The organism is Kitasatospora sp. NPDC093550, assembly GCF_044764985.1.
Lineage (GTDB): Bacteria > Actinomycetota > Actinomycetes > Streptomycetales > Streptomycetaceae > Kitasatospora.
The window spans coordinates 45,398-59,352 of sequence record NZ_JBIWJF010000040.1 but is presented as its reverse complement, the minus strand read 5'-3'; the positions used below and the strand labels follow the sequence as shown (position 1 = coordinate 59,352).

The window sequence follows — 13,955 nt, the reverse complement described above, 5'->3', positions numbered from 1 at the left end:
AAGGAACGGACGCTTCCTTCGGACCGCCTTCCAGCGGACCCTCCGGGCTTCGTTCTTTCGTGTTTCCAGCTTATCAGATGTTTTCCGCTCCGTTTCCGGGGCTTCCTTCATCCGACTTACCGGACATCTTCCGGGGCTTGGCGCCCCGTCCGACGTTTCAAACAGTAGCCGACCTCCGCTCCGAAAAGCGAATCCAGCCGCAATCCGATAAAACGAACACGCCACAAAAGCACCGAGCCGCGCAGCAGGAAATGCCGACGCGACCCAGCACGGATCTGGGAAGTGGTGTTTCAGAGGATTGGCCGCCCCGGGACCGTCCGCGCCGATGCGTGTCCGGTGCTCCCTGCCGAGCGACTGGAAAACAGTACTCCTACTCCCCGTCGAAGAACAAACGCCCCGGTCAGGCTCGGGCGCCCGAGCGTGGCCGGGTGACGCGTTCGGCGACGGCGACGGTCGCACGACGGGGCAGGAAGCGGGGAGCCACCGACCCGAGGCGGTTGAGGAAGCCGTCGACGACGGTCGGTCGTCCCTTCCGCAGGGCTGCCAGGGTGGTGGCGACGACCTGCTCGGGGCGACGGCGGAGGCCCACCGCGGCCTCCTCGCCGGCGACCTCGAAGAAAGGGGTGTCGGTGGCGCCGGGGCAGATCGCCAGGGCCCGGACGTCGGTGCCGCGCAGTTCGTTCGCCAGTGCTTCGGTGAAGGAGAGCACGTACGCCTTGGTCGCCCCGTAGACGGCCATCCGGGGTATCGGCTGGAACGCGGCGGTGCTGGCCACGTTGATCACTGCGCCGTGGCCGCGCTCGACCATGCCGGGCAGCAGGCGGGTGGTCAGGTCGGTGAGGGTGGAGCAGTTGAGGTGCACCTCGTCGGCGATCCGCGTCGGATCGCTGGTGGCGACGGCACCGAAGGTCCCGAAGCCGGCGTTGTTGATCAGCACGTCGACCGTCACTCCCAGCTCCTCGACGCGGCGCTGCAGCTCGGCGGCGGCCCCGGGGCGTGCGAGGTCGAGCGGGACGACGTGGACGGTGACGCCGTGCGCCGCCGTCAGCTCGTCCTGGAGGCCCTTCAGCTTGTCCTCGCTGCGGGCGACGACGACGAGGTGCGATCCGCGGGCGGCGAGCTCGCGGGCGAAGGCGGCCCCGATGCCGGTGGACGCTCCTGTGATCAGGGTGGTCTTGCGGGTGAAGTCCATGGCTCCGGGTCTCCTCATGGCAACGGCACGGGTGGCGGGTGCGCCGCGGCCCAATGTAGTCAGTGACAACAATGTAGTCAATGACTACATGCTCGTATGCTGATGCCCATGCGAACGGGCCAGTACCACCACGGAGACCTCCGCGCCGCGCTGCTGGACCGCGCCGAACAGACCCTGCGCGAGCAGGGCGTCGACGCGCTGTCGCTGCGTGAGCTGGCCCGCTCGCTCGACGTGAGCCACGCAGCGCCGAGCCGGCACTTCAAGGACCGGCGCGCCCTGCTGGACGCACTCGCGCTCACGGGGATCCAGCGGCTCACCGCGGCGGCCCGGAGCGGTCTCGCCCGGAGCGGGGACGACTTCCGTGAGCGCGCGTTCGCCGTCGCCCGCGCCTACGTCGACTTCGCCACCGCGCACGGCGCACTGCTGGCGCTGGCGTTCGCCCGCAAGCACGACCCCGCCGAGACGGACGAGCTGGAGCGCGCCTGGCAGCCGCTGAAGGACGACCTCCATGCGCTGATCGCCCAGGGCCAGCAGCAGGGACGGATCCGGGCCGGCGACGCGGACCGGATCGGCGGGATCGTCTTCACCGCCGTGCACGGCGTGGCCACCCAGGCGGCGAGCGGCCTGCTGTCCGGCCCGGCCCTGGACCAGGTCTTCGAGGACCTGCTCGTCCATCTGCTCCGCGGCCTCGAACCGGGCGCCGACGACGAGCCGCTGGCCGCGCCCGTCGGACCGGCTTGCGGACCGGCTTGCGGACCGGCTCGCGGGCCGGCCTGCTGAGACGCCCTCGCCCCGTCCGGTCTTCTCCCGTCGTCGCCCGGCCCGAGGCCGCCCGCCCTACGTGGACACCTGCCCGCCTACGTGAAGAGGCGGTCGCCGCTGCCGGCCATGCGGTGGGTGGAGCCATGGCGGCTCACCCAGTCGCGGACCAGGTTGACGGCGTTGGCGCACTGCCAGCTGTCGTCGTACTCCCGCACGCCGGTGAAGGCGCCGTAGCCGGCGATGATGCCGTCCACCCGCGCCTCGCCCAGCAGCTTGTCGACGTACCACGGGTCGTTGTAGGTGGTGGTCCAGGACAGGGTGGCGGCGAGCCGGCCCGCCGCCCGGTCGGCCGCGCCCTTCTTCAGTTCCGCGCAGGTGTTGTAGGTGGGCTCGGTGCAGTTGCCGAAGCCCTTGGTGATGTCGCTGTCGCCGTAGTCCATCGCCCGGTGCCCGTTGGGGAAGCCGGAGCCGGACTTGTCGAAGGCACTCGTCACCTGGTCGCGGCTGCCGGTCGTGGTGATGCCCTCCAGCGGGCCGAGCCTGCCCTCCAGGCTCTTCCAGCCCCGGCCGCCGACGTCCGGGGTGGTGCCGCCGTGGTACTCGTAGAAGCCGTAGAGCACCTGGATCCCGGCGGCGGTCAACCGCTGCGCCTTGTCCCGCAGACCGGCGACGCTGCAGGTCCGGTTCGGCTGCTCGCCGCAGTAGTTCGGGTCCTTGATGTCCAGCCAGACCAGCGACAGCCGGCGCCCCGCTCGGGCGTTCGAGAGGATGCGGTCGATCATGCTGTCGAAGCCGGGGCCGAGGCGGTTCTCCCCGGCCGAGGAGCAGTCGTGGTAGGCGCGCCACTCGTTCGGGTTCCACCAGGCGCAGACGTCGATCTCGATGCCGTTGGCGCCGTGCTTGAGCGCGGCGTCCACGCCGTCCAGGGTGTCGACCCGGTGCGCGATGGCGTAGACGGGCTGCCGGGAGTCGGTCGCGGCCGCGCTCGCCGGGGCCGTGCCGATCGCGGTGGTGCCGACGATCCCGCACAGCGCGGCCATCAGGGCGGGCACGGCCCGCCGGACCGCACCCTGCTGGTGGTGAGTGGTCAAGGGAGGCACTCCTTCCTCTCGATGTCCTGAGAGCCCTGCGGGTCCCCTGCTCGCCCTGCCGGGCGCGGGGCGCCCGTGGGGGGCGGGCTCAGGTGCGTTTGAAGAACTCCACCTCGGCCAGGGCGGCGGCCCGGCCGGGGCCCGTCCCGGCGGCCTCGCGGACGGTGAGCTGCACCCGGACGACGTCGCTGATCCCGGTCACCACGGTCTGCGGGCCCGGCTGGTCGTTGAGCGTGATCTCCTTCCGGTGCCGCTCACCGTCCGAGGACGTCACCTCCAGGGACAGGACCAGCGGACGGCCCTGCTGCCGGAACTGCTGCGGGTCGGCGGAGGCACCGGTGTGGATGATCAGGTCCACCAGCCGGAACGGGGTGCGGAAGTCGTAGGTGACGGAGTCACCGATCGCGGGCGCCGCCCAGTAGGTGTTGGAGAGGCCGTCGTCGGACAGCGAGGCGGGATGGCCCTCCAGCGCGGCGCTGGCCGAGGTCGTGCCGGGGGTGATCGGCGCGGTGCCGCGCACCTTGTCCAGCACGTCCTGGAAGACGTTCTTGCCGACCGGGTACAGCAGGATCCCGGCGACCACCACGGCGAGCAGCACGAGCAGCGCGATGGTGCGGCGCAGCGCGTTGCCCGACCCGCCCATCCGGACCCGCCGCCGGAACGGCCAACGGGTCCGCCACCAGGGCAACTTCGGCGGGGCGGCGGTGGCGGTCAGCGGTGCCGCGCAGCGGCGGCAGAACCGGCGCTCGGGCAGGTTGGGCGTGCCGCACCGGGGGCAGGGCGGGCCGTCCTGGGCCTCCTCGACGGGGGACGCCCGGACGACGGGGCGGGGTGCGACGGGCTTCGCCGGTTGCACGGCCACCGGGTCCGCCTGCGGTGCGGCCTGCGCTTCGGACGCGGGCGCGGGGGCCGGCCGGGGGGCCTGCGGTGGCACGGGCGGCGTCGGGGCGGGGGCCGGGGGCGCTGCCGGTGTCGGTGTCGGTGTCGGGTCGGGCGTCGGCGCGGGGGCGGGGATCGGCCGTACGCGGGTGGAGGAGGTGCCCCGGGGCTGCTCGGCGGGCGGGCTCGGCGCTTCCTGCCCGGGCGGGTTGGGCGGTTCCTCGGCGGCCGGGCTCGGTCGCCCGGTCTCCGGGGCGGGCGGCTGCTCCCGCCTGCGGGTCACCCGGCGCGACACGTTCCGCCAGGTGGACCCGGTGCGCGTGGTCGTGGGCTCGGCGGTCTCGGGCGCGGTCGTCGGGCCGGGTACGGCGGTCTCGGCACGTACGGCGGTCTCGGCAGGCGCGGCAGAGGCGGGCGCGGCCGACGTGGGCGCGGTCGGCGTGGGCGCGGCAGAGGCGGGCGCGGCAGAGGCGGGCGCGGCCGGCGTGGGCGCGGCAGACGCGCCAGGCGGTGCTTGAGCAGGCGCCGCAGGCTCAGCGGCCGCCGCCGGGGCGGCGGCGCTGCGCGACCACCCCAGGTAGGCGCCGCAGTTGCCGCAGAAGTCGTCCCCCTCGCCGTTGACCGTTCCGCAGTCGGGGCACACCGGCATCCGTCAGCCCTCCGCTCGCCCGGGTGGGCCGGGCAGGATCTCCACCCGGCAGGTCAGATGGACCGGGCAGCCCGCCCGGACGACGGTCAGCACCTGGTCCTCGTCGAGTTCCCGGCCGTCCAGGGGCCAGACCCGGATCAGCAGCTCGCCGCCCGGGGCGGGCGGCAGGACGGCGTCGGCGGCGGTGGACCAGGTGGCGCCGCCGCCGTCGAGGATCTCGGCGCCGGCGCCCAGCACCAGCCGCAGCCGTTCGGTGAGGCCGCGCCGGGTGCCGCGCCAGCGGTGGAGTTCCACCGCGCGTCCGACCACCGCGCGGCGCACCTCGGCGGGCCAGGCCGGGTCGGTCTCCACGGCGACCCAGGACGCCAGCCAGTCGAGGAAGTCGGGTGGCGCGAGGCGGGGTTTGAAGTAGGCGGGCAGGTTGTCCAGGGTGGCGAAGACCGGGGCGAGGACGGTGTCCAGGCCGGCGGTGAACCGCTGCGCGAAGTCGTCGTCGGCGAACAGCGCGGGCAGCAGTTCGCCGATCGGGTGCGCGCTGGGCAGGCCGGGGACGGCGGCGCGCGTCATGACGGCCCGCCCTCGCCGGCCGCGGTCACCACGACCTGGTGCTGGTGGGAGAAGACCAGGGCGTCCGGCGGGACCTCGACCCGCTCGGCGGGCGCGCCCCGGCGCCCGGTGATCGGGTCGGCCGGGAACAGCCGGAGTTCCTCGACCCCGGCGACGGCCGCCACCCGCTGGAGCACGGCGAACACCTCGCCGTACTGCACGGCCCGGCCGAACGGCCAGCCGGAGCCGTCGGCGCCGCCCCGCAGCGGGTTGAGGTACCGGTAGAGCTCGGCGAGCACCTCCTCCCGGACCCGGTCGGGGTCGGGGGCTCCGGTGGTGAGCCGGGCGACCACCGTCACGCCCTGGTAGGCGGGCGGCTGGACGAGGACCCGGGTGCCGATCAGCCGCCGTTCGTCGAGGGCCGTCGCGACGGTGGCCAGCATCTGCTCGCCGGGGATGAGCTGCTCGAAGCGCAGCCGGTCGCCCTCGTCCGCGACGGCGTCGGGGACGACCAGCACCCGGACCGCGCCGGGCTCGGCGGCGCCGGCGGGCACGCAGCTGATCCGGGCGGCGGACGGCGCGGCCTGCCGGGCGATCAGCTCGAAGTCCCCGGCGGTGACGGCGCGTTCCTGCAGCCGCAGCTGGTGCGGGGCACGGAGCTTGGCGTTCTCCACGGTCTCGCCGTCGACGCCGCCCCGGGCCGCCTCCCGGTTGTCCACCCGGGCGATGTACGGGACGGAGCTGCGCAGCACCGTGATGGTGCCGCGGGCGACGTTGCCGGCGGTGCCGCCGCCGGTGCGGTAGCGGGGGACGCGCAGCTGCGCGCCCTTGGGCGGCACGGCGCCGAAGGCGCGCAGGCTGCCGTCGGGTTCCCGGACCGCGGGCGGGAGGAGGAACTCACCGGTGGTCGCGTCGAGCACCACGTGCCGGTCGGTCGGCGAGGAGTCCCCGAAGTGTTCGACGAGCGTCCAGGGCTGCCAGCCGTCGCCGGCCGCGACCTCGACCACCGGGGGCTCGCCGTCGAGCAGGACCGGTGGCCGGGCGAGCCGGAAGCGCTGGCCGGCGACGCCTTCCGAGGTGCCGAGCGGCGCGTCGGTGACGGTCTGGGCGTGGACGACGGTCGCGGTGCCGCCGACGGTGAACACCTCGGCCGAGCGGATGGTCGGGGACTCGGAGTAGAACGGCTGGCCGGGGCGCGGCTCGGTGACCCGGCAGCGCAGCCAGCCGGCCCTGCGGCCGGCCACCACCGACGCGGTGTGCCCGGCGGGCACGAACACCTCGACCTCGCCGGGCCGGTTGAGGCCGCCGGTGGTGTCGCTGCCGGTCTCGCAGGCGATCCAGCGCGCGCCGTCCCACACCTCCCAGGCCAGGGGTGGCTGGCGCGGGTCGACGCCGACGCCCTCCACCCGGCTGTCCAGCCGGACGATCAGGATGCAGCGCGGCACCACGGCCGGCAGGGCGAAGAGCACGGCGTCCCCGACCGCCGGCCGCGGCTGGAAGCACGGCACGTCGGCGCCGTCGGCCAGCCGGGCGGTGGCGTCGGACTGCTCCCCGGAGGCGTGCAGGGTGACCAGCCGCTCCAGCGAGCTGGGAACGATCGGGAGGTCCTCGGCGGTGGAGAAGACCACCGCCTCGTCGGTCTCGGTGCGCAGCGTGGAGACCTCGGTGCCGGCCCGCAGCAGGACCGTCTCGGGTTGCGGGGCGGACAGCCAGAAGTCGACCTCGGCCCGGGCGGCGGCGGGCGGGAACAGCCGGATGCCCAGCAGGTCGAGGAAGGCGGAGTAGTTCTTCTCCGGGACCCGGTTCAGCCGGTAGAGCAGCTGGTCGACCAGGTAGGCGAAGGTCTCGATGAGGGTGACGCCGGGGTCGGAGACGTTGTGGTCGGTCCATTCCGGCGCGCGCTGCTGGACGTACCGCTTGGCCTCGTCGACGAGTTGCTGGAAGCGGCGGTCGTCCAGGTTCGGGGAGGGCAGGGCCATCAGCTCACGCCTCCGTTCGGGACGGCCGCGAGGCCGGCGACCGCGGAACCGGCCGTGGCCGATCCGGCGGCCCCGGGCTCCGCGTCCGGGAACTCCGGGATGGTGTAGAAGGGGAAGACCAGGTTGCGGCGGTCGTTGGTGGCGCGCACGGTGTAGTGGACGTCGATGTAGAGCGTGCCCTCGTCGACGCTGTCGAAGGCGATCACCACGTCGTCGACCTCGATCCGCGGCTCCCAGCGTTCCAGCGCGATGCGCACCTCGCGCGCGATCCGCCCGGCGGTGGTGCTGTCGCCCGGGGCGAAGACGTACTCGTGGATGCCGCAGCCGAACTCCGGTCGCATCGGCCGTTCGCCGGGGGCGGTGCCGAGGATGAGCCGGATGGCCTCCGCGATCTCGCGCTCCCGGTCGACCATGCCGATGCCGCCGGTGGCGTTGACCCGGAGCGGGAACGCCCAGCCCCGCCCGATGAAGCTGCCGGTCATACGGCCCCTCCGATCAGCACGTCGAACGCGCCGGCGATGATGGTGGCGCCGCAGGTCGTCTTGTCGCCCATGCGGGCCGCGGGCAGGCCGCCGATCAGCGTCACTCCCCCGGTCACCGTGCCGAGTTCGGGCTCGACGAGGTTGGCGGGGCCCATCTCCACGTGCGGGACGCAGGCGTGGACCGTGCCGACCACCGCGGCGGGGCGGCCGCCGATCAGCACGGTCGCCACCCTGGCGGCCCCCGGCGGCGGGGTGGTGAGGGCGCCGCCGTGATCGGTCATGTCGCCGGTCCGGGCTGCGGGGGGCATGTACGGTCTCCGTTTCCGATGTGCCGATGGTGCGAGGGGTCTCGATGCGGTCTCGATGACCTGATTGTCTGTCAATTGATGTGCACGAAGGCTCCCTTGAGGAAGGCCTGCGCACCGCCGTCCACGGTGACCGCCGTGGTGCCCCGGACCGTGACCGAGCCGCCGCGGATGTCCACCGTCCCGGTGCCGGCGTCCAGGGTGATGCCGGACGCGGAGAGCCGCACCGTGCTGCCGGGCCCGGCGCCGAGGCCGCGGACGTTCAGCACGATCTCCCCGCGCTGCTGGTCCAGCCGGACCTCCAACTTCTTGTCCCCGCTCGCCAGACGGACGCCGGAGGCGCCGCCCGGCACGTCGAGCAGCTCCAGCCGGTGGCCCGAACGGGAGACCAGGGAACGGCGGTTGACCTTGCCGGCGGCCCGGTCGACCAGGGGCACGTCGTGCGGCGAGGGTTGGTCCACGCCGTTGTAGAGCCCGCCCAGGACGTACGGGCTGTCCAGGTCGCCCTGCTCGAAGCCGACCAGCACCTCGTCGTTGACCTCGGGGCTGAACACCCCGCCGCCGCCCTGGCCGCCCCACTGCACGGTGCGCACCCAGTCGGAGACGTACGTGTCGTCCAGCCAGGGGAACTTCAGCTTCACCCAGCCGCGCTGGCCGCCGCCCGGCTCCCGGACGTCGGTGACCACGGCGACCGCCAGGCCCGGCATCCGCGGCCCGCGCGGCGGCGCGTTGCCGCCGGTGACCAGGCCGGCCAGCGAGCGGTCGGGCGAGGCGCTGACCACCACGGTGGTGCGGTAGCCGCGGAACGGTTCGAGGAGGTGGCGGGCGCCGGTGACGGTGTAGCGGCCGGAGAACGCGGCGCCGACGTTCCCGAGGGCGACGGCGGTGCCCGCCCGCAGCCGCGGGTTGCCCTCGACGACCGCCTCCAGCTCCCCGAAGCCGGCCGCCGTGGCGGCGGCCAGCGAGCGGGCCGCGGCGGTCGTCTCCGCCTGGGTGCGGTACGGGGTGTCGGCGACGGTCAGCTTGGCGCGGCCGGGGAAGGCGGCGGCCACCGTCGAGGGGCTCATCCCCGGCAGCACCGTCCGGGAGGTCACCGAGGGCTCGGTGGCGACCAGGGCGCTCTTGGTGGTGACGTTCCAGCCGCGCGCCTCGACCGTGTCCGCGCCGGCGGCACCGGTCAGCACCCCGCGCAGCTCCAGCAGGTTTCGGCCGTACTCCAGCACCATCGGGTTCTGCGGCGCCGGGGTGGAGGGGGCCGGTGCGCCGGACGCGGGCGTGGGGCTGACGAACTCCAGCCGGCCGTCGTCGTCCACCCGCACCTGCGCGCCGCTCTCCTGCGCCAGGAACTGCAGGAAGTCCCAGTCCGGGACGTTCGCCTGGGACAGCTGCTGGTGGACCACCGGGAAGGAGTCGACCCGGCCGCAGGTCAGGCCCGCGCCGGCGGCGACCTGGCGGACGATGTCGGCGGTCGACATGTTCCGGAAGGCCTTCACCCGGCGCCCGCGCATCAGCCGGTGGGTGACCGCCGACGCCCGCACCACGGTGTAGGAGCCGGTGGTGTCCACCTCCAGCTCCAGCGCGGTCACCTCGCCGGTGAACAGCCGCACCCGGGTGTTCCCCTGCACGGTCACCACGGAGATCCGCAGCGTGGTCCCGATGGTGATCCCGGTCGCGGAGAGGAAGGTGTGGTCCGCGTCCCGGAAGCTCAGCACGGCGGTGTCGGGCAGGCCGACGCTCTCCTCGATGTCGCAGGACACCAACTGGGCCGCCCAGACCGGCGGCAGCGGGCCCGGCGCCTCCACCACCGGATCCGCGGCGAAGGGCCGGCCGCCCCGGGCCTCGGGAGTCGTCATCGCTGCCCGCCCCGGGTGAGTTCGTCGATCCCCGGCACGATCAGCTCCTCGCCCGGCACCAGGGCCATCGGGTCGTCGATGTCATTGGCCTCCGCGATGGTGCGCCAGGCCGTCGCGTCCCCGTACGCGCGCCAGGCGAGCAGCGGCAGGCTGTCGCCCGCGATCACCCGGTGGGTGCTGCGGGCCTCCGGCGAACCCGAGGTCGGGTTCTGGCCCGCCGGATCGACGCTCGCCTCGTCGATGGAGAGCGAGCAGACGGCCCGCAGCGGATTGCCGTTCACGTCGAACAGCGTGTAGGTGACCGACAGGCCGGTCAGCACCCCGTTGAACGAGGTCGTCTTCAGGGTGCCCCAGTCCAGTCGGATCCACGGACTGGCCGGCGTCTTGCGCGCCAGACTGCTCGGGGTGGGCACGCAGGCCGTCATCAGCTTCTCCACCGCCCGCTCCACCGAGGTGTCGTGGGTCGCGGTCGAGTCCAGGAACACGTCGAGGGAGAGCGAGCGCGGGCCGCTGCCGACGAACTCGGGCAGCGCGGACTGGCCCGCCATCCGGGACGGCGTGCGCCGCCACTCGGTGGTCTTGCGCAGCACCAGGGTCGCCGGGTTGAACTGCAGCTGGAGCTGCGCGAGCGCGCCGCCGGGCTGGGCGCCGACCGTGGACGGCGGCTCCATGATGGTCAGTTGGGCCCGGGTGACGCTCGCGGGGACGGCCGAGGGCATCCTGGTGCTCCTTCCGGTGGGTGGGGGCGGCGGGGGTGTTCCGAGGGGACTTCTGGGGGACTTCTGGCGGGCTCCGGGGCGGCGGCTCGCGGCCGGCCCGGGATCAGGACGGGCGCAGGCCCGCGTGGGCGATCTCCAGGGTCTCCATCGCCGCCTGGGAGCTGGAGGGGTCGAAGGACGGCCCCTCCCACCGCACCGGGACGATCCCGAGCACCTGCCAGCCGACGATCCGGCTCAAGTCCGGCCGCAGCGCCACGATCTCCCCGTCCTTCGGCTCCACCTTCCGGACGATCTCGCTCAGCCAGCGCGCGATCTTCGTGGTGTCCGCGGTGACCGCCCGGGTCAGGGTGATGTTCGTCCAGGTGATCCGGCCCGGCAGCTGCCAGGCGAAACCGTTGTTGCCGCCCTCCGCGTACTGCTCGATCTCGACCTGGGCGCCGAGGCCCGAGCAGGTGGTGAACTCGCCCAGGTCGTTGCCGCCGATGGTCAGGCTGAAGAACACACTGGTCGCGAAGATGTTGTCGGTCATCGGTTCCGCATCCTGATTCCCTCGTCGTGCTCGGTGCTCGGTGCTTGGTGCTCGGTGCTCGGTGCTCGGTGCTCGGTGCTCGGTGCTCGGCTTCCGGTCGTGTCGCCGCACTCGGCGCTCAGCGCCGCCCGTCGTACGGCCGCCCGCTGCGTTCCCTCCCCCGGCGCAGCTCGGTGCGCAGCAGCCGCCCGACCGGTTCGACCAGGCGGCGGGCCAACTCGTCCAGATCGCCGAGCCCGTGGCCGCCGGTGTCGGCCGACGGTCCGCCGGTCTGCGGCGGGGAGGCGCTCCGGGAGGGCGATGCGGTCGAGGTGGCGGCCGCGGTCGAGCCGGTCGAGGTGGTCGACGGGGCGGCCTGCACGGTGGTGGGCGTACGGGCCGGCACGGCCGTCAACGGCACCCCGGTCAGGCCCGCCTGCTCCGCGAACCGCTGCAGCACCTGCGCCGTACCGGGCGACGGCGGCGGTGACCCGGCGGGTCGTACCGAGGGAGCAGCGCTCACGGCACGCGACACGACCGGTGAGGACGGCTGCAGGGGCGACAGCTGGGCCGGGGGTTGCGCTGCCGGGAACTGCTGCGCGGGCCGGGTGTGGGCGGGCAGGCGCTGAAGCGTCGGCGCCGGCGCCGTCACGGGAGCGAGCCGGACCACGGGCGGGCGGGCGGCGGCCACCGCCGCAGGCCGCGCTGCCGTCGGGGAACCGGCACCGGCACCCGCACTCGCACCGCGGCCGGGCTCGGGGTGCACGGGGTGCACGGCGGAGGCCGGGGAGGCGGCCCGCTGCACGACCGGGCCGCTCGTGCTCGACACGGCCGCCGTCGGGGTGGGGCCGAGCGGCAGCGGGCCGCCCGGGACCGACGGGCGACGAGGCGCCGACTCCGGCCCCCTGCGCACCCGTTGCAGCACGCCCGCGACACCGCTCACCGCGCTCGTAGCCGTGCTCGCACCCGTTCCCGCGCCCGCGCTCGTACCCGTTCCGGTGCCGGACCGCCGAACCGGCAGCGGCGCGGCAGCGGGTGACACCGAACTCCCGTGCGGCGACGGGTGATCGGCCACCGGCGGAGTGTCCCTGCGGACCGATTCGCGGCGCCGGCGCGCCCGTTGCAGCACGCCTCCGAGTCCCCGCGCCCTGGCCGCACCGGACCCCGCACCGGCCCCTTCGGCGGCGGGCGGACTCGGCACCGGCGCCGGGCCCTGGCCGACCGCCGCCCGGCCGTCCCCGCGGTCCGACGCGCGAAGTCCGCGCGCACGGTGGGGCGCGGCCGCCCCGGACGACCGGACCGGCTCCGCGGCGGAGTCCGCCGCGCGGGGCCGGACCGGGTTCGGCTGTGCTCCGGTCCGCCCGGTGGCCGTCCCGCTGGTCCCCGTCGCCGGTACGTGCCGCGCCCGCACCGCGCGCTGCACGGCCGGAGCCTGCTCGCCGGCGGATTCGCCGTCCGTGGCGGACCGAAGCGCCCTGGGCCAGACGGCCGGGACCACGGGGGGAGCGGACGACGCCGCGCCCACGCCGGGGCGGCTGCCGGACCCGGTCGCGGGCGAGGCCTGCGGGGCGGCGGCGAGGGTGGACCTCATCGGGCGCTCACCGATCAGCCCGCGCCTGGGGCCGGTACGCGTCACGGCACGCTGGACGCCCCAGCCGCCGACCACCGGCCGCGCGGAAACCGTCGGGGCGGGGCCGACACCGCTCCCCCGGGGAGCGCTGCCCGGGCCGGGGGCGCCGACGGGACGGGTCCGGGTCGCGGGGACGACGGCCTGCGACGCGACGACCGGCGGGTGCTCCGAGGCGGGGCCAGCCTTCGGGCCGGTGGCGGGCCGAGGCGCGTCGGACTGCGTCGGACGCGCGGCTGTCGGTCCGTTCCCGGTGCGCTCGGCGGACGCCGGGCGATCGCCACGGGACGTGCTTCGCTCGGTCGAGCGCCCGTCACCGCCGCCCTCGGGCCGGACGGACGGCTCCGCCGGGCTGCCGCCGGTCCGCCGGGCGGCGCGCTGCACACGCGGTCCTCCCTCGGCCGGGGACGGCACGGCGGCGGGCCCGCTCCGACCTGCCGAACGCCCCTCACCACCGGACTCGGACCGGCTCGACGGCCCCTGCGGAGCCTCACCCGGCCGCTGGACGGCACGCTGCACGGGCAGCCCTTCGCCGACCGCCGGCGGGGCCGTCGGCGTGCCCTGGCCCGCCGGACTCCCGGTGCTCCCGCTCCCGCCGCCCGCCGTCGGGCCCGTGATCCGGCGGACCGGCGCGCGCCCGCCGAGCAGCGGGGCGGTGCGGCCCGGTGCGGTCGCCGTCGGCGGCAGCGCGTCGAGGGGCGCGCCCAGGCCCACCCGGTCGCGGGTGGCGGGAGCCGGGTTCGGGACCGGGTCCGGCCGTACCTGGCCGGCTCGTTCGGGGGCCGGGGCCGACGGCGGGTTCGCTGAAGGCCGGTTCGAGGACGGCGGGTTCGAGGAAGTCGAAGGGGTTCCGGCTCCGGAGGGCGTGCGCTGGACGGGTGCGCCGTCGGCGGGCCCACGACCGGAGCGGGCGGGTGCGGGGCGCTCCGGCTCGTCCGCCCCGGTGGCCGTACCCGCGCCCGCCGAGACGACCGGCAGGGCGGGCCCGGCCGAGGCGGCGCCCGGCACCCGGGGGCTCGTGGAGGCCACGGGTGAGGCGCTGGCGGGCAGCGCGGTCAGGGGTGCGCCGAGGACCGGGCGGGCGGCGGGCGCGCCACCACCCGGCGCGGCGCCCGTCGGTGCGACGGCACGCTGGACGACGCCCTCGCCGGCCGGTCCGCTTCGCGTGGGCTCCGCGGTACGCGCCGGGGCGGCCGCCGTCGCGCCGCTGCCGGACGCACGCGGGCCGGCCACCGTTTCGGTCGCCTCGGCCGGATCCGCGGTACGGCCCGTCGGCTCGACGACGCCACCCGGCGCCCGTACCGGGGCCGGGGCAGGGACTGCGGCCACCGGGCGCGAGGCGAGGGTGCGGGGACGACGTGCC

At 75.4% G+C, this 13,955-nt stretch carries 13 protein-coding genes; 2 read left to right on the top strand and 11 right to left on the bottom strand.

Annotated elements, in window-relative coordinates:
• Positions 1-400: 400 nt before the first annotated feature.
• Complete coding sequence (locus ACIRD3_RS36920) at positions 401-1,192, bottom strand: SDR family NAD(P)-dependent oxidoreductase (protein ID WP_402225558.1); 792 nt, start codon at positions 1,190-1,192, stop codon at positions 401-403.
• Between the two features lie 108 nt (positions 1,193-1,300).
• Here ACIRD3_RS36920 and ACIRD3_RS36915 point away from each other — a divergent pair, with 108 nt between their 5' ends.
• Positions 1,301-1,972, top strand: a complete 672-nt coding sequence (locus tag ACIRD3_RS36915) for a WHG domain-containing protein (protein WP_402225556.1) — start codon at positions 1,301-1,303, stop codon at positions 1,970-1,972.
• A 77-nt stretch (positions 1,973-2,049) separates the two neighbouring features.
• On the opposite strand, the gene ACIRD3_RS36910 is transcribed toward ACIRD3_RS36915, so the two are convergent.
• Both ACIRD3_RS36910 and ACIRD3_RS36905 read right to left on the bottom strand, forming a co-directional pair.
• Complete coding sequence (locus tag ACIRD3_RS36910) at positions 2,050-3,045, bottom strand: phospholipase (protein ID WP_402225553.1); 996 nt, start codon at positions 3,043-3,045, stop codon at positions 2,050-2,052.
• An 88-nt stretch (positions 3,046-3,133) separates the two neighbouring features.
• Complete coding sequence (locus tag ACIRD3_RS36905) at positions 3,134-3,907, bottom strand: zinc ribbon domain-containing protein (protein WP_402225552.1); 774 nt, start codon at positions 3,905-3,907, stop codon at positions 3,134-3,136.
• 166 nt (positions 3,908-4,073) lie between these two features.
• Here ACIRD3_RS36905 and ACIRD3_RS36900 point away from each other — a divergent pair, with 166 nt between their 5' ends.
• The gene (locus ACIRD3_RS36900) at positions 4,074-4,442 is read left to right on the top strand and encodes a hypothetical protein (protein ID WP_402225550.1); all 369 of its coding nucleotides are present in this window, start codon (positions 4,074-4,076) and stop codon (positions 4,440-4,442) included.
• A gap of 134 nt (positions 4,443-4,576) precedes the next feature.
• Here the strand turns inward: ACIRD3_RS36900 and ACIRD3_RS36895 are convergent, their stop codons facing one another.
• The 8 genes from ACIRD3_RS36895 to ACIRD3_RS36860 form a co-directional block, all read right to left on the bottom strand.
• Complete coding sequence (locus ACIRD3_RS36895) at positions 4,577-5,140, bottom strand: phage tail protein (RefSeq protein ID WP_402225547.1); 564 nt, start codon at positions 5,138-5,140, stop codon at positions 4,577-4,579.
• On the bottom strand, positions 5,137-7,098 hold the full coding sequence (locus ACIRD3_RS36890) for a putative baseplate assembly protein (protein WP_402225546.1): 1,962 nt from the start codon (positions 7,096-7,098) through the stop codon (positions 5,137-5,139). Before ACIRD3_RS36890 ends, ACIRD3_RS36895 begins: the two co-directional genes overlap by 4 nt.
• Complete coding sequence (locus ACIRD3_RS36885; protein ID WP_402225543.1) at positions 7,098-7,580, bottom strand: GPW/gp25 family protein; 483 nt, start codon at positions 7,578-7,580, stop codon at positions 7,098-7,100. The genes ACIRD3_RS36890 and ACIRD3_RS36885 overlap by 1 nt, the downstream gene beginning before the upstream one ends.
• On the bottom strand, positions 7,577-7,888 hold the full coding sequence (locus ACIRD3_RS36880) for a PAAR domain-containing protein (protein WP_402225541.1): 312 nt from the start codon (positions 7,886-7,888) through the stop codon (positions 7,577-7,579). Before ACIRD3_RS36880 ends, ACIRD3_RS36885 begins: the two co-directional genes overlap by 4 nt.
• A gap of 71 nt (positions 7,889-7,959) precedes the next feature.
• Positions 7,960-9,738 carry a VgrG-related protein gene (locus ACIRD3_RS36875; RefSeq protein WP_402225539.1) on the bottom strand — a complete coding sequence of 593 codons (1,779 nt, stop codon included), beginning with the start codon at positions 9,736-9,738 and terminating at the stop codon, positions 7,960-7,962.
• Positions 9,735-10,457 carry a LysM peptidoglycan-binding domain-containing protein gene (locus tag ACIRD3_RS36870; protein WP_402225536.1) on the bottom strand — a complete coding sequence of 241 codons (723 nt, stop codon included), beginning with the start codon at positions 10,455-10,457 and terminating at the stop codon, positions 9,735-9,737. The genes ACIRD3_RS36875 and ACIRD3_RS36870 overlap by 4 nt, the downstream gene beginning before the upstream one ends.
• A 103-nt stretch (positions 10,458-10,560) precedes the next feature.
• Positions 10,561-10,986, bottom strand: a complete 426-nt coding sequence (locus ACIRD3_RS36865; RefSeq protein ID WP_402225534.1) for a phage tail protein — start codon at positions 10,984-10,986, stop codon at positions 10,561-10,563.
• Positions 10,987-11,104: 118 nt separating this feature from the next.
• Positions 11,105-11,488, bottom strand: a complete 384-nt coding sequence (locus ACIRD3_RS36860; RefSeq protein WP_402225532.1) for a hypothetical protein — start codon at positions 11,486-11,488, stop codon at positions 11,105-11,107.
• Between the last annotated feature and the right edge of the window lie 2,467 nt (positions 11,489-13,955).